The organism is Paenibacillus lignilyticus (assembly GCF_017942085.1).
Classification (GTDB): Bacteria; Bacillota; Bacilli; order Paenibacillales; family Paenibacillaceae; genus Paenibacillus_Z; species Paenibacillus_Z lignilyticus.
The window spans coordinates 1-21846 of the sequence record NZ_JAGKSP010000016.1; the positions used below are offsets into that span (position 1 = coordinate 1).

Here is a 21846-nt window from a genome sequence, read left to right on the forward strand (position 1 = left end):
CGAAGGCTTGGCCATTTTTAAGAATTCGCTTGGTAGCTCATTCAAAAAACTAGCTTTGCGAAACGTTCGTTTCGCGATTTATGACCATTTGACTGGTCGCTCATTGTTCAGTTTTCAAAGAACAAATTTCATGTTCTGGTTTGTTGACCCAGAATCAGATGATAACATATTTCGAAACATGATTGCAAGCTTTATTTTCAACTTGTTTTCGTTTCGAGCACCGCGTCCCTGTATCTCTCAGCGGCGGAATTAGAATATATCATGGTTCGACATCATATGGCAAGTCTTTTTTCGAAATTATTATAAAAGCCATAATCCGAAGGCGCATGATGCGCCTTCGGGCCTGCTGTAAGACTATCTATAACGCTGGATAAGATCAAGTTTCAGCTGCCAAGCTTCGACACTAATATTCACGCGATACATCTCCGGATTCAGCTTGCGAAGGTACTGCGGCCAGAATAACTTTAGCTGTTCCTCATGATAATTCCGAACTCCCTCTAGGGTCGGCATTGCATACACAAGCTCCCCGGCCTTGAATATCGGCCTCAACAGAGGCACCGCATCGTAATCTTCAATGACTTTATGAATATAAGGATGAAGGGGATCAAACAGCTTAATCGCCTCTCCCCGCTTCACGGCTTCTTCATGCCGAAGTGCGATATAATCGCCGTCAGCCATCCCGGTACCTCGATTAATAATGCGGTAGACCTCTTTGATCCCAGGGGTGCTTACTTTCTCGGGATTCCCTGAGATTTTGATAACGGGCACATACGTACCATCGCAACCCTCACGAGCAACGAGCTTATAAACGCCGCCCAGCGAAGGCTGGTCACCTGCCGTTATCAGCTGCGTGCCAACACCCCAGACATCGATACGCGCCCCTTGCGCCTTAAGGTTGAAAATAATATTCTCGTCCAAATCATTCGATGCGATGATCTGAACATAAGGGAATCCCGCTTCATCGAGCATATGTCTCGCACGCTGCGATAGATATGCGAGGTCGCCGCTGTCGAGGCGAATCGCGTTCATCCGTTTCCCCTGCTGCTCGAGCATGCGGGCGATTTGAATGGCATTCGGTACGCCGCTCTTAAGCGTATCGTAGGTATCTACCAGCAGCGTTACATGATCCGGAAGCACTTCCGCATATTTGCGAAAGGCTTCCTCTTCGGTCTCGTGCCCCTGAACCCAAGCGTGCGCATGCGTACCTTTGGTAGGGATACGAAACAACATCCCCGCTCTTAAGTTCGAGGTAGCATGGAAGCCGGCAACATAAGCAGCCCTCGCTCCCCAGATCGAAGCATCCGCTTCCTGTGCGCGTCTTGTGCCAAACTCCAGCAGGCCGTCCCCACCGGCAACCTGCTTAATCCGCGAAGCTTTGGTAGCGATCAACGTCTGAAAATTAACGAAGTTGAGCATGGCCGTTTCGATTAGCTGCGCCTCGAACACTCTGGCTTCGACGCGAATCAGAGGCTCATTCGGGAAAACGATCGTTCCCTCCGGAACGGCGTCCAAGTCTCCCGTGAACCGAAATGCACGAAGCTCCTGCAGAAACGTTTCCTCGTAGTTCTCTTCCTGCTCCCTCAAATACGCAATCTCATCATCGCCGAATTGCAGACCTTTAATATAATGGATGACCCGCTCGAGCCCGGCAGCAACCGCATAGCCGTTGCCGAACGGAAGCTTGCGGAAAAACAGTTCAAATACCGCCTTATCATTTAAGGTGCCGTTCATCCAGTGCGCGTACATCATATTAATCTGATATTTATCCGTATGGAGCGTCAGATTGTCGTAATTCATAGAACCTCATTCCTTCCACCAGTCATCATAAACCGTCACGGGACCGCGGCGTTTATGCTCCGTTAGTTTGTAACGCGCTTCGATTTTGTCGCTTAACTCGATCGGCAATGTTTTACCCTCTAAATAGTCGTCTAGCTGCTCGTAGGTCATGCCTAATGCAACTTCATCCGGAATTCCCGGCTTCAAATCCTCTAAATCCGCAGTCGGTTTCTTCGTATATAAGTGAACCGGACAGTTCAATGCTTCTAATAATGCTCTTCCTTGACGCTTATTCAAGCCATAGATTGGCGCCATATCGCAGGCTCCGTCACCATGCTTCGTGTAAAAACCCGTTATCGCTTCGGCAGCATGATCCGTACCCAGCACGAGCAGCCCATAATGCGCCGCCAAATCGTATTGCGCCTTCATCCGCTCCCGCGCTTTTACATTCCCTTTATGAAAATCACCCAGCTTATCTCCGGTTGCCGCTTCAAACTGCTCTACGGCCGCATCGACCGCCGGTTTAATATTGACGACACTCGTACGAGTCGGCCCGATAAATCGGAGCGCGTCCTGGCAATCGTCTTCGTCTTTCTGCACACCATACGGCAATCGGACTGCTAGGAAGGTAGCTTGGTTCTTGCTGGTTGGATCTGCATTATATTCGTCCACGGCCAGCTGTGCGAGTTTGCCTGCCAATGTGGAATCTTGACCGCCCGATATGCCAAGAACATATCCTTTAGCCCCTGTATGCTGAAGATAAGCTTTCATAAAACCGACCCTGCGCCGGATTTCTTCCCCCGCATCAATCGTCGGCTTCACCTGCAAGTGTTCGATAATTTCTTGCTGCTGCTTGTTCACCATAATTCAATCTCTCCTTTATAGAGTCGTGTGATTGTGCCAATTTGTGGGTGATGGAGTGATTTATGATTGGGTCATTAGGTGATTGGCTGATCGCCCGCCACTACTTCTGCACCGAGTGAATGCTTGAAATGCCCCAGCGCCCACTCATGCCCCTGCTCATTAAAGGTTGCCACGCCATCGGCATGAACGACAATTTGATAGCCTCTATTGTAAGCATCTACCGCCGTATGCAGCACGCAGATGTCCGTACAGACGCCAACCAGATGAAGCTCCGTAATCCCTCTCGCCCGCAGCTGCAATTCCAGGTCCGTTCCGCAAAAGGCACTGTATCTCGTTTTGTCCATCCAATAGATACGGTCCTTCTCCGTCTCATAAACCTCTCGCAGTTTGCCGTAGAGCTCCCGTCCTGCCGTGCCTCGAATGTTGTGCGGAGGAAACAGCTTGTGCTCGGGATGAAGCGTATCGTGCTCGTCGTGCAAATCTACGGCCATCACAACAAAGTCCCCTTGTTCTGCAAACTGCTTCGTTATCGCTGCGATGCGGCTCTCAATCTCAATTGCGGGCTGACCAACCGGTAGACGACCGTTCACAAAATCAACCGTGAAATCAATGACAACCAATGCTTTCATCATATCCACCTTCCTTATTTGAATTCATGGAATCAAATCATGTCATTGTGACAATATCAACCTTGTAAAAAGAATGCCTAGCTGTATATAGACAACTGAGGCACATAATCAGTGAAGCGATAAAGCTGAGCTGCCCGCTGGGAGTAGCGATTCGACATCTTCAGCTCACCGCGTGAATCCCGGATTTCCTCAATAATGCCTTTGCGGCTTTGCGTCGAAGTAATCTTGCGGATAAAGTTGTGTTCCACGAAGTCCGGCACGACCGCCTCAATAACTTGGTACAGCTCGCCGATCGTAAACTCCTCAGGCAGAAACTCTCTGGCAATGGCCGTTGTGAGCATGCTGCGGCGAATATGACCCAGTGCATCCTGCAAAATCTGCTTATGGTCGAATGCCAGCTCCATCTCCAGTGCCTCCTGCACCGAAAACAACCGGACATCCGCAGCATCATCGGCAGCTCTGCGATGCTCAAGCTCCCCTTCGTGCACGAGCGCGCAGAAGGCGTGCGAGATCATCCATCCACGCGGATCCCGCCCGGGCTCGCTGTAGGCATTGAAATATTCGATATGAACATTGTCGACGCCGGTTTCTTCTTGCAGCTCCCGCTTCGCGCTCTCGAGAATCGTCTCGGTTTCTTTCGAGAAGCCTCCGGGCAGAGCCCACTGCCCTGCGAAAGGCCAGCTCTTGCGTTGAATGAGCAAGACCTCCAATTGGCGGGTCGGGAGAGACTTCTTCGCCGTATTGCGATGTGTCGAAGTAATCGTGAATATCACAATGTCCGCAGGCGCACCGTCCGGTGTGCGATAGTTACGCGGGGAATAAGTCAGCTCTTCGGGCTCATTAGCCTCATCAATAGGTTGGGTCAAGGTGCATCACCTGCTTTTGTTAATCTTTATATTGTCATTATGACATTATTAAAGTATTTGTCAAGCGGTTTGTTGTAAATGTTTCCTTGCGGAAGCCCGTTTATTCGTTACACATGGAGACTGAGCCGCTTCTGACTCTGCATGCAATTCCTCAATTGGGCCAATTATGATACTATTACGTTTGGCAAAAATCATCATATTCGCTAACATCAGGAGGCCATCGCCGTTGTCGAAGATCATTCAAGTCCATGAACGGCCGTCACTCGCGGCCAGCATTCCGCTTAGCTTGCAGCATTTATTCGCCATGTTTGGCTCCACCGTGCTCGTCCCGATTTTATTCAAAGTAGATCCCGCAACGATTCTGCTTATGAACGGTATTGGTACCCTGCTCTATCTCATCCTTACGAAATTCAAAATCCCGGCTTATCTGGGATCAAGCTTCGCTTTCCTCTCGCCGGTATTCGTGGTGCTGCAATCAGAAGGAGGATATTCCGCGGCGCTCGGGGGCTTCATCGCGGTTGGCCTCATCTTCATGCTTGTTTCCTTCATCATTAAACTGGCCGGCACACGCTGGATCGATGTCGTATTCCCGCCGGCAGCGATGGGCGCGATTGTTGCCGTTATCGGCCTCGAGCTTGTGCCGACCGCAGCACAGATGGCCGGCCTCATTGCCAAGCCGGGCTCGCCGGCAGATTGGTCGCCTGATGCGGCTACTATTACGGTATCCCTCGTCACGCTATGTATTGGCGTTGTCGGTTCCGTGCTGTTCCGCGGATTCATGAAGGTTATTCCGATTCTGATCTCCGTTATCGTCGGGTATGCCCTCGCTACAATCCTTGGGCTGGTGAAAGTAAAAGCGACGCTCGACGCCGCCGCTTGGTTCAAAGCTCCAACGTTCTACTCGCCGACGTTCGACTGGGCCAGCATCGCGATCATCGCGCCGGCGGCCCTCGTCGTCATCGCCGAGCATATCGGCCATTTGATCGTAACGGGCAACATTGTCGAGAAGGATTTAACGAAGGATCCCGGCCTCAGCCGATCGCTGCTTGGCAATGGCGTATCAACGGTTCTGTCCGGCTTCGTCGGCTCTACACCGAATACGACCTACGGCGAGAATATCGGCGTAATGGCCATCAGCCGTGTATATTCGGCATGGGTTGTCGGCGGCGCGGCCATTATCGCGATCGTTCTTTCTTTCATCGGCAAGCTGTCCTCCTTGATCCAAACCGTACCCGAGGCCGTCATGGGCGGCGTGTCGCTGCTGCTCTTCGGCGTTATCGCAGCTTCCGGGATTCGCATGCTGGTTGAAACCAAGGTCGATTACTCCAAACCTGCCAACTTAATGTTAACTACCATCGTGCTGGTCATCGGACTTAGCGGTGCTGCGCTGAAATGGGGTAATTTTGAGCTCAAAGGAATGGCGCTCGCAACGGTTTCCTCCATAGTGCTCAGCTTGTTCTTGAAGATCATTGAAGTCTATAAGCTGGCTGAAGAGTAGAAGCCTGCCTAATCAAAGAAGAGGGCGTCCATGCGGACGTCCTCTTCTTCACTCCTGTCCGACGGTAAAGCAGGAGCTATTCGCCCGTGAACTGCGGCGGCCGTTTCGCGCGGAAGGCTTCGAGCGCTTCCAGCCGGTCCCTGGTAGGAATAAGCGCTTCATAGGCGGAGGTTTCGAGGGCAAGGCCTGACGGGAGGTCCAGGTCCAGCCCTTGGTCAATGGCCCGCTTCGCTTGGTACACGGCGAGCGGGGCATTGGCAAGGAGTTCTTCCGCGGTCGCCGCGCATCGCGATTGCAGTTGTTCTTCGTTCTCCGCGACGTCGGTCAGCAGACCGAGCTTGTGCGCTTGTTCGGCTGTGATCCGCCGCGCCGTGAGAATCAGCTCTTTGGCTTTGGCCGGGCCGATCAGCCGCGGCAATCGCTGCGTGCCCCCGGCGCCGGGGATGATGCCGAGGCTAACCTCGGTCAGCCCCAGCCTTGCACTGCTAATGGCGTAGCGGAAATCGCAGCATAACGCCAGCTCCAGTCCGCCGCCGAAGGCGAGGCCGTTGATCTTGGCGATCGTCGGCTGCGGCAATCGTTCCAGCGCGGCGAACACGGCTTTGCTGCGGATGATTCGCTGCCGAATCTGCAGCGGATCTGTCAGCATGCTTCGCTCCTTCAGATCCGCGCCGGCGCAGAAGGCACGCCCCTCGCCTTCGAGGATGACGACGCGGACTGTCCGGGTTTCGGAGGCGATGTGATGCAGCTGCTCCTCAAGAGCGATAAGCATCGCTTCGTTAATCGCATTCAGGCTCTCCGGGCGATTGAGCCGTATCGTGCCGATATGCCCTCGTTGCTCCCATAGAACAGGCGGCTGAGGCTGAGGCTCCGGTGATTCCGTAGTCATGGCGATGCCGTCCTCCCTTCTCCTCCTTCTTCCTCTCCCGCTAGACCGGATAAACCGGATGCTTCCGCTCTGTGAAGGTGACGGTTTTTGAACCGTACACCTCAAAACGTTTGATCAGCTCTCTGCGCAAGGAATGGGCCGGAACGATGCCGTCGATGACCATATCCGATGCCAGCTGGTAGAGATCAATATCCTGGCGGTATTCTTCGCGTTTGGCCGCAATGAATTCGGAGCGCTGCGGCTCTTGCAGCTCCGCAATCTTGTTCGCGTACACGGCGTTGACCGCGGCTTCCGGTCCCATGACCGCGATTTGAGCCGAGGGCAGCGCCAGGCAGCAATCGGGTTCAAAGGCCGGACCGGCCATGGCGTAAAGGCCGGCACCGTAAGCTTTGCGCACGATGACGGATATTTTCGGCACCGTCGCTTCGGACACGGCGGCGATCATTTTGGCACCATGCCGAATGATGCCCGCTTGCTCTACCGCCGTGCCGACCATGAAGCCGGGCACATCGGCGAGAAACAGCAGCGGAATGTGGAACGCGTCACATAAGCTGATGAATTTGGCGGCTTTGTCCGCCGAGTCGTGGAACAGGATGCCGCCCTTGGTCTTCGGCTGATTCGCGATAATGCCAACCGGTTTGCCGGCTATCCGAGCGAAGCCCGTGATGAGCTCCCTCGCGAAGAGGCGTTTGATTTCGAAGAACGAATGCTCATCAATGAGGCCGTCGATGAGCGGATACATATCGAATGGGGTATATTGGTTATCCGGAATAATCGAGTCGAGCGGAACTCTCAGATCGGCAGGGGGACGTGGTTCTTTGGTTGGCGGTTTTTCCGTGAAATTAGGCGGGAAATAGGCTAGGTATTGTCTCGTCAGCGCGATCGCTTCTCCCTCGCTCTTCGCGAGCACATCTCCGCAGCCCGAAACCGAGCAGTGCATGCGGGCTCCGCCGAGCTGCTCTAACGAAGCTTTCTCCCCCGTCACCATCTCCACGATGCGCGGGGAACCGAGGTACATGGAGGCATTGCCCTCGACCATGATGACGATATCGCAGAAGGCCGGGATATAGGCGCCGCCTGCCGCCGATGGCCCAAACAAGAGACATACCTGCGGGATTTTGCCCGACAGCTTCACCTCATTGTAGAAGATGCGCCCTGCGCCTCGCCGCCCCGGATACATGAGCGCTTGATCGGTTATCCGAGCCCCCGCCGAATCGACAAGATAGAGCAGCGGAACTCGCAGCTTATCCGCCGTCTCCTGCATCCGAATGATTTTCTCCACGGTCCGCGCTCCCCAGGACCCTGCCTTCACCGTGGAATCATTGGCGATGACGCATACGGTTGCACCGTGAATCTTGCCAATGGCGGTGACGACGCCGTCAGCCGGCAGCCCTGCTTCGTTGCAGCTGGCGAACAAAGCATCCTCGAGCTCGAAGTCCGGATCAAACAGCAGCTTCAAGCGATCGCGCACGAAGAGTTTGCCTTGCTCCGCATTCTTCGCGTGATATTTGGCGGCGCCGCCCTTCTTGATCTCCTCGATCTGCTCCTGCAGCCGGTCATTCGCCGATTCGTGTTCAGATTCCATAGTTCTCGGTACTCCCCTCTGCTGCTGACTCTGTCCTAATAACAGCCGATTTGGGCTGCAATGACCAGACGCTGAATTTCCGAGGTTCCTTCACCGATTTCAAGCAGCTTGGCATCGCGCATATAACGCTCTACCTCGTATTCTTTCATATAGCCATAGCCGCCGTGAATCTGGACCGCTTGATCGCATACCTTCATGCACATCTCGGTCGCAAAAAGCTTCGCCATCGCCGCTTCTTTCTTGAACGGCCTCCCCTGATCCTTCAACCACGCCGCCTTATAGACCATCGTGCGGGCGAGCTCGATGTTCATCGCCATATCGGCCAGCTTGAACTGAATCGCCTGAAACGCGCTGAGCGTTCGGCCGAATTGCTTGCGCTGCTTCGCATAACGCAGCGATTTGTCGTAGGCGCCTTGGGCGATGCCGACCCCCATGGCGCCAATGCCAATTCGGCCGCCGTCGAGAACGGCGAGAAACTGCTTGAAGCCGTTCCCTTCCTTGCCGAGCAAATTCTCCTGCGGCACCGCTACGTCTTCGAGCACGAGCTCGGTCGTGTTGGAGGCGTGAAGCCCCATTTTCTCGTAGCTGCAGTGGGTGGTGAATCCGGGCGCATCCGTCGGAACGATAAACGCGCTGATGCCGCTCGTTCCCTTGGACTTATCGGTGACCGCGGTAAGGGCGAGATTGCGCGCATAGCTGGCATTGGTGATGAAGCATTTGGAGCCGCTGATGCTCCACTGATCCCCGGTTCGCACTGCAGTCGTGCGGGTTCCGCCCGCATCCGATCCGGCATCCGGTTCGGTCAGTCCAAAGGCGCCGAGATACTCGCCCCTGCAAAGCGGCGTTAAGAAAGCCGCTTTCTGCTCTTCCGTGCCGAACAGTGCGAGCGGCGCTCCCCCGAGCGACACATGCGCAGAGTACGTAATGCCGGTTGACGCGCATACTCGGCTGAGCTCTTCGACTACGATCGCGAAGCTGATCGTATCTGCTCCGCCTCCGCCGTATTGCTCCGGAAAAGGAAGGCCCATCAAGCCGAGTTTGGCAAGCTTCCCGAAGACTTCCGCCGGAAACGTGCCGGTGCGATCCCGATCAACCGCCCCCGGCGCTACCTCCGCATCCGCAAAATCATGAATCAAATCCCGAATCATCGCCTGCTCTTCCGTTACGTCGAAGTTCATCGCAAGCACCCCCTCTTCTGCTTAAGTCGTGGTGGCGGGCGGCACAGGTGTTATGGGTGGTTCACCTTCATCATCATCGTCGTCCATTTCAATTTCCAGCCGCAACAAATTAGCCGCATAACACTTGCCGAGGTTATCCATCCGAAGCGTGGCGGAGCCGCCTCCGCCCAGCGCGGCGCGGCAAACATAATTCATAGCCAGCAGGTTAGGCACTACGTAACGTACGACTTCCCCTTCGATCATGCCGGTAAAATGCGCCTTGATCCGATCCGTCGTCAGCTCCCGCTTCAACAATTCGAACACAGCCGCATCTTGCGCGAAGACGGCAATGTTGATCGTATTTCCCTTGTCGCCGGATCGTGCCTGCACAAGATGACGAAGCTGCTTGCGTATACGCGCCACGATAGCTACACCTCCACAACCGTCACTTGCACGCCCTGCTCGATGAGTGCCCGCTGAACGAGACAAGACCACATGCCGAGCAGCTCTCGCGGCTTCATCACGCCAAGGAATGCGCCCATCGCAGGAGGACCGCTCAGCATAAGCGGCGGAACGAGCCGGCCCAGTTTGGCCGCATCGTCCCGGCTCTTCGTCCGCATCGCTACACGCACATAAACTTCGTTCAGCTCTTCCTGCTGTGGCAGCTTAGCCAGCGGTCCATGCAAAGAGTTGTAGCCGAGGTAATCCGTCCGAATTTCATCATAGCGCAGACCAAGCCGTTCGATATGGCTGCGTACAATTCGATCCCCGGTCTGGGCTTTGGCGAGAGCATCCGGCCACGAATACCCCCAGATGGCCTGCCCGAGCCAGCCGTCGGCGTAGCCCATCACGACTTTAAGCGTATCGGGTCGTTCGGAACCGCGCGCACCCGAAACCTCGACCCTGTTCGGGCCAGCGTCAACCAGCGCAACCCCCATCAGATCCAGCACAACATCGGGCGTGACATACGCCGCCGGATCGTGGATTTCATACAGCAGCTGTTCCTTCACCGTATCGACGGAGACAAGCCCACCGGTCCCCTCGGTCTTGGTTAGCGTGAACGTTAAGTCCTCGCGAACTTCCGCAATAGGAAAACCAATCTGCTCCAGCTCCGTTACCGCCTGCCAGTCCCCGCTGAAATTGCCGCCCGACGCTTGCCCGGAGCATTCCAGAAGATGACCCATCAACACCCCTTGCGCCAGACGATCCCACTCATCCGGCCCGATAGTGAATTCATGAATTAACGGCGCCAGGAATAAAGCCGAGTCGGTCGTTCGGCCTGTAATAATGACGTCCGCCTCTTGCCGAAGCGCATTCACAATCGGTTCGGCGCCTAAGTAGGCGTTGGCGAAGACGATACGTTCTTGGATAGTGCTTATATCCCGGCCATCCTCCATATGGGAGAGCGCCGCTCCTTGCCGCATGAATTCGGGCAGCTGCGAGCGCACGTCGTCCCCGGTCACAACGGCTATCTTTAGCCCTGTCAGGCCCAGTTCACTCGCGATTCGCTCGGTTTCCCGCATCGCCCCAAGCGGATTCATGCCTCCCGCATTCGTGATGATGCGGATGCCTTGCGCTTGCGCTATCGGAAGCAGTTCTTTCATCGTACGGCCAATATCGGCGGCATAACCTCCGGCCGGATCACGCTGCCGGTCTTTCTGAAGGATGGCAAGCGTAAGCTCGGCGAGGCTGTCAAAGCAGATATACTGCACCTTCCCTCGCTTAGCCGTCTCGATAGCGGGCCATACCGAATCGCCATAGAATCCCTGTCCCGCTCCAATCCGTATTGTTTTCATGCGAACCTCCTTTCGATAATCGCAATCGATCGCGAGGTATCTTCCTTCTTCATTCTATGGCGGGCAAAAGGGGGCTAGACATATAAACAAATACCCCGAGCACTGGCAGCAAGCCATCTCGGGGTATTTGTCATGCCGATCGTATTAATGATTCATGAATCCTTGGAACAAAATGCCGATCATCTTCGCCGTCTCTTCGCGCGTAGCAAACTGCTGCGGATCGAAGCTGCTTCCTGCACCGGCGGATGCTCTGCCGTTAATGATACCTGCTTGCTGAACAGCCGCAACGGCTTCTCTCGCATAGCTCGAGATACTCGCCTCGTCTGTGAACGTGACGCTCGGCACTGTTTTCGGAAGCGTGTAATGCAAGGTTGCGGCAAGACGCGCAATTATCGCCACCATTTGCTCCCTTGTAATCGGAGCACTCGGATTAAATACGCCTTCGGCTGCACCGCTTGTAATTCCGGTTGCCGCTGCCCATTGCACGGACTGTGCATAATAAGCATCTGCACTTACATCGCTAAACTTACTTCCTTCATACGTCGTCAGGTCGACCCCTGCAACGCGGGCCAGAATCAGCGTAAAATCAGCTCTTGTCACTTGCTTCTTAGGAGCAAAGCTTCCGCCGCCTACACCTTCCATGATCGCCCTTGCAGACAAGTAAGTGATTTGGTCCTTCGCAAAGCTGGATGCCGTATCGGTATACTTCACATGGTTGCTGGCGATCGCATACGTCGAGAAATGGGCAACGGAGAAGACCAGTTGTCCTGTTGCCTTGTCATACTTGGCATTAGGCAGCAGCTCGAGTTTGCCATTATCCGCGATATAGTAAGCGATGATGGCATTGGCATCTTCGCCTGCGCCTAACACATAGGGAATACGGATATTGACGATGCCGCCCGCAAAATCAGATACCTTCTTCCCATCCGCCACTACATTAAAATCATACACGGGATGCGAGCCAATCGCTTCCGCGATCGCGGCTTGATTATCCTTCGTACGGGCAGCCAGTTCCTCTGCCGAAACCTTCGCAACGGATACCGTTACCTCACCTGCGCTTGCAGCATTCGCTACCGTGGTCATTGCTTTCTTATCCAGCTGCACCTGTCCGATTCCCGATTGAATTACAAGCGCATCTGCGCCGCTGCCGGAAATCTTATCCATCGCCGCTGCCGAGAAGGTCACGGCCGTCTCCTTGGCACTCGCATCCGCTACGGCTTTGATCGCAATGATATCTTTCGCGCCTGCCGAATTGGAAGCCGCCAGCTTGGACAAGACTTCTTCGACTTGTTTATCCGTTACGGCCGCCGTCGCTTTGCCCGTAGCATCAGTGACTGCTTTCACTTCCGTCGTCACTTTAGTTCCATCCACAACAGGTCCAGTGGCAGGCGGCGCGGTTGGGCCCGTAACCGGACTGGTTGGAGGCGCATCCGCACTCGCAACCGTAACTGCCGCTTCCGCTACGCCGTAACCGTCTGCGCTTAGTGCCGTTATGACAGCCGTTCCCGCTTTAAGAGGCGAAACTTTACCGGCTGCATCTACCGCAGCCACGGTTGCATCCGACGATGACCAAGTTACCGTCGCGGCACCATTTTCAGCATGGGGGACTACTGTAGCTGTCAACTGCGAAGTCGAACCGCCAACCTTAAGCGCCAATTCTTTCGCATTCAATGTCACTTTGTCCACATTCAGCTGATACACCGTAATCATACCGCCTACTTCATGAGCGACCAGAAGAAGCGGCATTCCGCTTGGACTTGCCGTTGCGGGGATAAACTCCAGACCTTCCGGACCGATGTCGCCTTGCAGATCCGACGTTCCAAAGTTGCGTGTATTCGTATAATTGACAAAAGCAGGCGTCTGCGGGTTCGTCACATCGTACGTCATGATACCGCCCACGCGCTCAAGGCCGATGAAAGCCAATGCCTTGCTGCCCACTTTGCCGACTTTCACATACTCCGGTTCCGGACCTTTCTTCGTGCTTCGTTTATCAAAAGCAACCTCCTTATGATCGGAGTTGAAATAGGCCGGAAGACGTTGTGCTGTAATTTTCTCAAAATCATTCTTGCTATCAAAGACAGGTTCTAAGCTGTCCGCATTCCAAATCGAGAAGGAACGAGCGCCATATAAGTAAACGCCGTCCGGTCCCATATCGCTTGGTACCTCTACGCTGTCATAGGCTGTTTTGCCGCCTACCGTTTTGCCAGCTAAGAAAGTAGCTGCTTCCGAAGTAGGCGTCAATCCGCCTTTCACAAGGCCGCCGATCGTAGAGATATTGGTTCTGCCCGGCCATTCCGTCGCATCCCCCTCGTTCGCCGTGAACAAATACGTTTCTCCGTCCACGGTGTACGTATCGATGCCATCCGGCATGAACATGCCTTTGAACGGCACGTTCTCGAACTTAATCTTGCTGTCCTTCACCAAATCGAGGGAGTTCTCGGCCAGATTCAAATCCTTATAGCCAAGTCCGGTAACCGCCGTTACCGTTCCGCTGGCAACATCGATCGTCGCAATCGCGTTATTCTCTTGCAAAGATACATAGGCTGTTTTCTCGTCATCAGACAATGCGATGTATTCCGGCTCCAAATCATACTTAGCCGCTTCTTTCGATGCAGCCGGACCGGTAATGAGACCCGCCTCGTTTGCAGTGCCGCGAAGATGAACCAGATCATCGATGACGCTGACATCGTCGAATTTCACGTGTTTCGTCACGTTGTTCACGCGATCGACGATTGTCACGCTGCCTTCCGGATCAGCGCCGGCTAAACGCGGCTCGGCTTCATCCGCTGTTAATACATAACGGCCGTCATGCGTAACTTTGATCATATCCGGTTGTACGCCTGCCTCGTAGGAGGTGACATATTTGCCGTTGTAATCAAATACAAGAATCGCTCCGTTGTTCGTATACGTCTTCTCTTGAATGGCAGCGTAAACCAAATCATTCTTCAGGTCGATATCCACACTCGTAAAATCACCGTATTCGAAGTCGGGCAAGTTCTGTTGAACAACCTCTTCGATATTGATCGAGGTCGCGTCCGCTTCCGGTTTTCCCGTGTTATCCAAGGATACGATATCCAGTGTCGCGGGATCGCTGGATCCGTTGACGGAATAGAACTTATGATTCTCCGGGTTATACTTCACGATCTCCGCAACGCCGCCGTCCCCGTTAGGCGCACCGGCAATAAAGGAGCCCACTCTCGTCATCGTCAGCGAATCCGGAATCGGCTGATTGACAAGAAGCACATAAGTTTTGGTTGTTGTTTGAGGTATCGTGGCACTGTCTGTAACCGTAACTTCCACATTGTTACTTGCAGGCGCATCGGATGCCAGGGTTCCGGAAATGATCCCTGTAGCCGCATCAATCGTGAGACCAGCAGGCAGTCCTGTTGCGCTGAAGTGATGAGGAGCTTTCCCGCCTGTCACACTAATAGTAGCCGTGTATGCTTTCGTTGCTGTTCCATCAGCAAGTTCAGTAGTGGAAACGATAAGAGGTGTCGGAGCGACTCCCCACTCGCCATCATTGCTGCTGCGAGGGCCATACGTAGTTAGCTCTGCTTGTCCCGCAGTCATGGAACCGAAGATAATTTGCACAAAGTCGCTCTTGTTATTGTCGGAGTCCGCAAAATTCACACGTCTTAGCGACATGTTCTTGGAAGTGCCGCCTGTAGTGCCCACGACTCCGGTACCTACTGCTGGCCCTGTAGGGAATTCCGTCTCAAACCCGCTAATCGTACTCCCATTGTCGTTACTGCCTGTACCCAGCATATCCACATAACCTGTTGGTTTATTGACAAACGGATTCACGGAAACATCTTTATCCAGCAAATCTTGATTGCTCATCAAGACGAGCTTCATCCCTTTGTTCTGGAGCGTACGAGAGAAATTCTGATCGAAATCCCCGTCCGCAATTACCACCTTGTTAACAGAAGCGGTGGTTGCATTCGCACGAATCAAATACGAAGAGTGTGCATGGATCGTCCCTGTCAGATCCAGCTTCTCCCAAACACCTGTTGCACCTGTAGTGGTGTTCGTAGTTTCACCGCGATCGGCATATTGTAAGGACCAGCCGCTGAGATCCACATTAGTATTTGTAGGGTTATAAAGCTCGATGAAGCCATGGCTTACCGCTGCTCCGCTTGAAGCTCCTCCGCCATAATACTGATTGATGATTACATGCGGAACCTGGACGCTGTACCCCCCGTTTGCATCGTACGGCGTTCCTTGAATAACAGCTGGATCGGCAGAAGCAGGCAATACTCCGGCCAGCATACTTGCGGCAAGCTCAGTTGAAAGCAGAAGTGCCAATAGCTGTTTATTTCTCTTCTTCAACATGTCTTCACTCCTATTAAGGGATTGTCCTAGAAATTATAGGGGAGAAATGTGAAGCATCTATTAATGCGAAATGGATGTTTTGTAAATGACAGGTAAAAAAAATAACCCCGCCAACTCAGGAACATGCCTGAATTACGCGTGGTTATTCACTTTCTTACGTTTATTCAATTGGAAAAAACGCATCCCTATTTCGCGGATTCTTTGGTCGCCTTATCCAGCATATCGTTCCAATTCGCAAATTGGGTCTCTCTGGCTACATGACGATCAAACAGCTCATCGGGAATATTACGAATGTCCTCGTGGTTTTCCACTTGGAAATTCCCCTTCTCCAGAAACTCCGCGAAGCTCTTCATGCCGGAATACTTCCCCATGAAGGAATCGTTGAACAATCGGTCAAACGACAGATGATCCGGATCTTCCTGAATCGTCTTCTGTCCTTGCAGTTCCTTTAGCAATTCATCAAATGGCATTGGCTTATGCTTTCTCAGACGCTCACCCCTAAAAATATTTTTATCACTAGTATAACCATGACGGCACTGATTTCTTCCTGTTTATTCAAGCTCAGTATATGTGAAAGTCAGACACGGCACACCGCTACTCTACCCAGTATACAAAAGGTACCCCTAGTTTGAACACCTTTTTTCAAAGTGTCCTGTCTACGGGTACCTATTCGAAGCGATTTGACAAGTTCTAAAATGACTATTCTTCGTTAACCGATTCTGCGTATTTCTTAAAGTTATCCATGATCGCCTGCCAGCCGGCTTGCTGCATTTCAGCGGCATTCATGGTTTCCGTCTCGAACGTTTCGATGACTTTCGTCCCGTTATCTTGGCTGATGAAGGCAATCGAAACTTCTCTGCCATCGCCTAATGTATAAGCAATCGCCTCGTTGACCCGCACCTCGTCATAAACGCCGCCAAATTCGAATTCGAAGCTGCCGTCCTTCGCGGCCATCTTGGAAGTGAAGGATCCGCCAACCCGTAAATCATTCTCGGAGAATGGCGTGTGCCAGTCATCGGAGGCGTTGTTCCATTGGGTGATATGCGCCGGCTCGGTCCAGTATTTCCAAACTTTCTCAACGGGTAAATTCACGACTGTTTGCACGGTTAATTTCTCAGCACCTGTTCCCATTTCCAAGACCGCCTCTACTCGTAAAGTAACTGCTAACAAGCACATTTTACCAGAACATTCATTCTTACTCAACGGCTTGCCTAACTACGCGTGAATCTTCACTTTCGTGCCTGTCGGAACGGTTCCGAACAACCATTCTACATCCTTATTCAGCATCCGGATGCAGCCTGCGCTGGCATTCGTTCCGATCGAAGAAGGGGCATTCGTACCATGAATGCCGTATTTCGTTCCTTGCGTATTCGGCACGCTCAGCCCAAGCCAGCGGCTGCCCAGCGGGTTCTTCGGATCGCCGCCCGGGATTTCTTTGGCCATGTACCATGGATTCTTGATCTTCGTAATAATCTCGAAGCTCCCGGTCGGCGTTGACCCCTTCTTCCCGCTTGCGATGTCGAAGGTCTTCTCAACCGCTCCGCCCGCAATCACATATAACTTGTTGCGTGTGATGTCGATCTCAATGGAGACTGGCTTCGTGGAAGCGGAAGCAGAGGCCGGCGGAGTCACCGCCGTCGTCCCCTGCGGTGCTGCGACAGTCGCACATTCCTCGATCGAGTAGAACGGATTCGGAATTTGCACCACTTGTCCTGCCTTGATTGAGGCGGAAGTCGATTCGATGCCGTTCACCTTGGCGATCATTTGCTGATAATCCTGCACTTTGAAATATTTGGCCGATAAGCTATACAACGTATCGCCTTTATGCACCGTGTATTTCAGTTCGCCTGCCGGCAGCGGCACGCGCAGCGCCATCTCTGCCTTCAAATTCGCTTCCGTGATGTGATTGTACGCCATCAACGCGTTTATGTAGTAGACGCGGTTGAAATAATGATTCGTAATCGCATACAGGGTATCGCCTTGTTTGACTGTGTATTGATCCAGCACCAGCGGGTTCGACAGCTTGAGCGCCGTCCCTGCTTTCAAGCTTACCTTTGGATCCAGCCCGTTCGTTCTTGCCACCTGCTCATAATCGCCTGTCAGATAAAACTTCTTGGCAATGCCGTATAACGTATCGCCGGGTTTTATGTTGTACGAAACGCTGCTAAAGGATTCTGTTTCTGTGTAACCCTGCGCGTTCGTCATGACGGGAAAGCTTGTACATAAGACCACCAACAACACTATACTTAAGACCCACTTCGATTGCCTACTCAACGATGATCACACCTTCTGCCGGAATAAATTGCGGCTCAGATGATTCGTCATCATTCGTCAGGAATCCTTTTTATTTCATGTCGATTTTAGAAAAATAATCCAATCGTAGGAGACCGGGGGAAAAGCCCGGCCGAAGCGGGTTCTTGAGGACCAAACCCTTCTTCTATTTGCCCGGGTTTCGAAGAGGGATAAAGTCCCAGCTGTATTGGGATGCTTTAGCGCGCCGTATTGCCGTCATTGAAGAGCCATTGATCCAGCCACCGGAATGCATCCTCTTGCATCTGATTATCGAATTTATGAGGCCCGGGGTAGAACAGACCGCGATACCGATCACCGGCCCCCATTTTCTCATAAATCGCCTTTAGCTTCCGGTCGCTCTCTTCTTGTCCTTCGATCGTCCATAGGGGATCGTCGATATCGTATTGCACCATTACGGCATGGGGTCCGCTTAGTGAAAGGATGTCCGGCATATCCAGATAGGAGGATAAGTGCGGAACATGCATCATCCATGTGTGCCGCTGAATGCGATGGGCCACGACCTCACGGTTGGTAGACATGAAACCCACGCACACTGCGCATTTGATTCTATCATCCAAACCCGCCAGGTAAATCGTTCTCAAGCCGCCCCCGGATAATCCGCCGCAGCCGATTCGATCGCCGTCCACCTCGGGTCGCGTCAACAAATAATCGACGGCCCTCCTATCCTCATAGGCCATGATCCCCGTCCAGGTGGTGCCAGCCAGAAATAACGTTTTGGCCACCATGGATTCATACTCGCCCGCAAACCGATTGTAGGCCTCAATATAAGCTCTGGAGCCCGGCGCTTCACGCAGCACGGGCAGCACATATTCTTCCGGAACGCTCTCCACGTCCGTCTTTCGCGATCCCCATAAGAAAACATCCGGCACAAAAACCACATAGCCCCGCTTAGCCAGCTTGGTTGCCCATGAACTGCCTTCATAAGCGGCCTGCTTGAACTCCCTCATGATTTCCGGCTCATCGTCCAGCTCCACCAGCTTCTCTTTGCCGAAGTACTTGAACCCTCCATGATCATGAAGAGCCACGACAGCCGGCAGCTTCCCTGTCCGTTCAGACGGATATAGGAGAATGCCTTCCGTTCTTGGGCCAAACGGCTGGTCGTAGCTCACATGCTCCACAACCAGACCGTCCTTCACATACGAGCGATCTACTCTTGCTTGCATGGGACACGGATCAGCCTGATAGGACAACAGCTCCATCACCTTCGCCCTTGTCGTCGATCGCCAGCTGTCGATGTCAGCCCCCTCATAGGCTAGAAAAGAAAGCGGAAACGAACATTTCTCGATGGCATTCATGGCTAGAGGCAAATAATTGCCGAATAGACTCTTCATGTCGAATTCTCCCCTCCAATTTAAACAGCTTTGATTCGATTAAAGATTCGCAGCAGCGGGACGGCTAACAACAATGAGGCAACTCCGGCCAAGATGAAGGGCATCGAAATCATCCCCGTAGCCAAATACCCTGCTATGGAGATTGTTCCTCCACCTTTGAGTGCGACCTCTCTGGAGACTAAGCATTGGGACAAGCTGTGCGTTTGCTTGCTTTCCTTGACGAAATTCGCGAATATCGGAATGGTGAAGAACGGCACCAGAAACCCGCCTGCCGCGGACAAGGTAAACACGCTAATCGGCGCCATCGCATAAGGCCTTACGATCCAAATGGCTGCATAAGCAAGCAGCGGCAGAAGTGCCGGCAGCAGCCATTTGCGGACATCCGTCAATTTGCCGATCACTAGGTTTGCGCCAAGTACGCCAAATTGAATAAACACGGCAACAAAACCAACATCGATGAAAGCGGCGGAGACGGTGTACACATACAGCGACCAGAAGATATCGGCCGTATCGCTGAAGCCTGACAATACGGATGAAACCAAATAAATCCGGATGGCAGCAAATGGAGACTGAGGCTGTTGCGCTGATGACTCGGCAACGGGGGCGATCAAGGGAGCCTCGACGATAGAGGACATGGCCTTGGCCTCGTTACCAGTGCTCAAGTATGAAACAAGCAGCACGACGATCGACGCCACGAAGAAGGTAATCGCAATCGTCGATACGGCTTCGATGCCGAAATAAGTCAGCACGATGCCGCTTATGCCGGGTCCGATGATTTTGCCCGCAACAGATGCGGCGCGGAAACGGCCCGTAGCTTTCCCCACTGCTTTGCCGGCCGATGAGGCGAACAAATAGTTCAAGGGAACCCAGTAGAACGCATTGGCGCAGGCCGTCGATGCGATCAAACCGTACAAGAGCAGGCTCCCATGTCCCGCAACTAATAGATACTGTGTAGCCAGTACGGGAATGAGCCGGAGCAGAATAAACACAACCGGCTTTGCCGTCATATAACGGCCTAAAGTCATATTGAGGAGAGACTGCAAGACATAATAGCCGCCTAAGTAGGCCGCTGCATAACCGATCGAGCCCAGCTCTTTGTAAATTAAGATAGGGATAAATACTTTGAGCAGGCTGTCGGCAAGCTCGTTCATGACTCTATGGACCAGTAGGATCTTCGGGTTAACGGTTCTCAAGTTTCTCTCTCCGATGCACGTACTTTCTATCTATACGGTTATTATAAGGAACCTTATTCCGGTTTGATAGATCATACACGCAATAAAAAAGGCAGCACAGGGTTTATCCCTGTGCCACCGGTATGGTTTGAACTATTGGGCGATTTCGGTGCTGAACCTTCGCCTTCCTCATTCGGCGAGACCTTAACGAACCGTAGTGGCGTCACGTCGCCGATTTTCCGGTCTTCGAGATTCTAACGAACCGTAGAGGTCTTATTGGGCCGAATATCCGGTCTCCGAAATTCTAACGAACCGTGGAGGTCTTATTTCGGGAAAATCGGCTCCAAAACACCTCTAAACCGTCAAATAGCGTCCCTACGATTCGTTAGAAATTTGTTGGGGCTATTTGGGGACAAATAAGACCCGTACGATTCGTTAGAATTTTAACGGCGCTCATCTATAGCCCCGTGCGGTTGTTAGCGCATTCGGCAGCTCGCACAGCGAAACTAGCGTAAGCGTACATTCGTGCATCCACGCACTAAGCATTGTTCAACGCATCCAGCTCGGCCGTGACACTCTCAATCATCGTGACGAAAGCTGCCAGCTCCTGAGAGCTCGCGGCTTGGTCGCGCGCGATTTTGACCGTTTCATCGCTGCCGCTCTGCACCTCGCCTAATATCCTGCCAATAATGGACAGCTTCTCTTGAATCGTCTTCAACGACTCCTTCGAGTGGCTGGCCAGCTTCCGGATCTCGTTCGCAACCACCTCGAAACCTCGCCCGCTGTCGCCCGCGCGTGCCGCTTCGATCGCAGCGTTCAAGCCGAGCAGATGGGTTTGATCGGATATTTCCCGAATCATGGCCCCCATGAGGTGAATTTCTTTCACTTCGGCTTGCAGCACCTCCACGTTTCGGTGCGCCTTCTCTTGAAGCGTTGCGGTAAACGAAGCGGATGCGGCCACCGATTGGGTGCTGCTCCCCAGCTCGACCATCATCGAAGCCAACTCCTGTACGGCCGAGCTGATTTTCCGAAGCATCTGCTGTCTGTCATCGGCCATCCGCTGGATGATCGCCTTCTCGTCCATTTCATAGGCTTCCAAGACGAGCTGCGAGTCGAAATTAAACATTTTGCTGAGCGCGAAAATAATCGCCGTCCACTGTTCCGGAGCAGCCGCTTGCAAGTGTTTCGTCGCAATATCGAGATACAGCATGTAGGTGCCGAGGTACCAGGTCGTCGTTAATCCGATCCGGGAATGCACATTGCCGATAAACAGACGCCGCTTGATGAACTCTTCATCGATTCGGCCTTCCGTCATCGATTGAAAATACCAAATTTGCGTCCCCTTCAACCGGTCGACTGTGCTGTGTTTGTTAATAATCTCGACCAACTCGGGCTGTGTGAGCACACGATCATATAATTCGTCCACGACGGATTTCGTAATTTGCTTGAAAATGCCGGCTTGCGATTGCAGCAATTGAAGATCGTCTTCCGATATGCCTATGTAATCGATTTGTTTCCTTCGTTCGGGGCTAACCTTGATCATCATGATCTCTCCTCGTTGTTGGGAAAAATCCCCTTCGCATGTAGCTCCCATTAGTTTAACGATTGGCGGCACGATCGTATATCAGGACATTCCCT

General features: G+C 53.0%; 18 protein-coding genes. 2 read left to right on the forward strand and 16 right to left on the reverse strand.

What is annotated here, in order from left to right; translation table 11 throughout:
• Positions 1–253: hypothetical protein (locus I8J30_RS26185; RefSeq protein ID WP_210663189.1), on the forward strand; the 253-nt coding region annotated here is incomplete at its 5' end.
• Positions 254–354: 101 nt separating this feature from the next.
• Here the strand turns inward: I8J30_RS26185 and I8J30_RS26190 are convergent.
• The 4 genes from I8J30_RS26190 to I8J30_RS26205 all read right to left on the reverse strand — a co-directional run bounded on the left by I8J30_RS26190 (position 355) and on the right by I8J30_RS26205 (position 4135).
• Entirely contained in the window at positions 355–1797 is a 1443-nt protein-coding gene (locus tag I8J30_RS26190) for a nicotinate phosphoribosyltransferase (protein ID WP_210663191.1), read from the reverse strand.
• A gap of 6 nt (positions 1798–1803) precedes the next feature.
• Positions 1804–2640, reverse strand: a complete 837-nt coding sequence (nadE, locus tag I8J30_RS26195; protein WP_210663193.1) for an ammonia-dependent NAD(+) synthetase — start codon at positions 2638–2640, stop codon at positions 1804–1806.
• A gap of 74 nt (positions 2641–2714) precedes the next feature.
• Entirely contained in the window at positions 2715–3269 is a 555-nt protein-coding gene (locus I8J30_RS26200) for a cysteine hydrolase family protein (protein ID WP_210663355.1), read from the reverse strand.
• A gap of 77 nt (positions 3270–3346) precedes the next feature.
• Positions 3347–4135, reverse strand: a complete 789-nt coding sequence (locus I8J30_RS26205; RefSeq protein ID WP_240548391.1) for an NUDIX domain-containing protein — start codon at positions 4133–4135, stop codon at positions 3347–3349.
• 226 nt (positions 4136–4361) lie between these two features.
• Here I8J30_RS26205 and uraA point away from each other — a divergent pair, with 226 nt between their 5' ends.
• Positions 4362–5633, forward strand: coding sequence for a uracil permease (gene uraA / locus I8J30_RS26210; protein WP_240548392.1), 1272 nt, complete (start codon positions 4362–4364; stop codon positions 5631–5633).
• A gap of 76 nt (positions 5634–5709) precedes the next feature.
• On the opposite strand, the gene I8J30_RS26215 is transcribed toward uraA, so the two are convergent.
• From I8J30_RS26215 to I8J30_RS33805, 12 genes are all read right to left on the reverse strand, one after another.
• A complete protein-coding gene (locus tag I8J30_RS26215) occupies positions 5710–6522 on the reverse strand; it encodes an enoyl-CoA hydratase-related protein (RefSeq protein ID WP_210663359.1) in 813 nt (270 codons plus the stop codon).
• A gap of 40 nt (positions 6523–6562) precedes the next feature.
• Complete coding sequence (locus tag I8J30_RS26220; protein ID WP_210663196.1) at positions 6563–8107, reverse strand: acyl-CoA carboxylase subunit beta; 1545 nt, start codon at positions 8105–8107, stop codon at positions 6563–6565.
• A gap of 35 nt (positions 8108–8142) precedes the next feature.
• On the reverse strand, positions 8143–9285 hold the full coding sequence (locus I8J30_RS26225) for an acyl-CoA dehydrogenase (RefSeq protein ID WP_210663198.1): 1143 nt from the start codon (positions 9283–9285) through the stop codon (positions 8143–8145).
• 21 nt (positions 9286–9306) lie between these two features.
• Positions 9307–9687: an AtuA-related protein gene (locus tag I8J30_RS26230; RefSeq protein WP_240548393.1), complete on the reverse strand. Its 381-nt coding sequence runs from the start codon at positions 9685–9687 to the stop codon at positions 9307–9309.
• A gap of 5 nt (positions 9688–9692) precedes the next feature.
• Complete coding sequence (locus tag I8J30_RS26235; RefSeq protein ID WP_210663200.1) at positions 9693–11060, reverse strand: acyclic terpene utilization AtuA family protein; 1368 nt, start codon at positions 11058–11060, stop codon at positions 9693–9695.
• Positions 11061–11204: 144 nt separating this feature from the next.
• The gene (locus I8J30_RS26240; protein WP_210663201.1) at positions 11205–15392 is read right to left on the reverse strand and encodes a choice-of-anchor I family protein; all 4188 of its coding nucleotides are present in this window, start codon (positions 15390–15392) and stop codon (positions 11205–11207) included.
• 185 nt (positions 15393–15577) lie between these two features.
• Positions 15578–15862 carry a hypothetical protein gene (locus tag I8J30_RS26245; RefSeq protein WP_091223987.1) on the reverse strand — a complete coding sequence of 95 codons (285 nt, stop codon included), beginning with the start codon at positions 15860–15862 and terminating at the stop codon, positions 15578–15580.
• Between the two features lie 229 nt (positions 15863–16091).
• The gene (locus I8J30_RS26250) at positions 16092–16523 is read right to left on the reverse strand and encodes an SRPBCC family protein (protein WP_210663203.1); all 432 of its coding nucleotides are present in this window, start codon (positions 16521–16523) and stop codon (positions 16092–16094) included.
• Between the two features lie 84 nt (positions 16524–16607).
• Complete coding sequence (locus I8J30_RS26255; protein WP_210663205.1) at positions 16608–17597, reverse strand: LysM peptidoglycan-binding domain-containing protein; 990 nt, start codon at positions 17595–17597, stop codon at positions 16608–16610.
• A 284-nt stretch (positions 17598–17881) separates the two neighbouring features.
• Positions 17882–19036, reverse strand: coding sequence for a dienelactone hydrolase family protein (locus I8J30_RS26260; protein WP_210663207.1), 1155 nt, complete (start codon positions 19034–19036; stop codon positions 17882–17884).
• Between the two features lie 20 nt (positions 19037–19056).
• Entirely contained in the window at positions 19057–20229 is a 1173-nt protein-coding gene (locus I8J30_RS26265; protein ID WP_210663209.1) for an MFS transporter, read from the reverse strand.
• Between the two features lie 517 nt (positions 20230–20746).
• Positions 20747–21754 carry a globin-coupled sensor protein gene (locus I8J30_RS33805; protein ID WP_338044953.1) on the reverse strand — a complete coding sequence of 336 codons (1008 nt, stop codon included), beginning with the start codon at positions 21752–21754 and terminating at the stop codon, positions 20747–20749.
• Between the last annotated feature and the right edge of the window lie 92 nt (positions 21755–21846).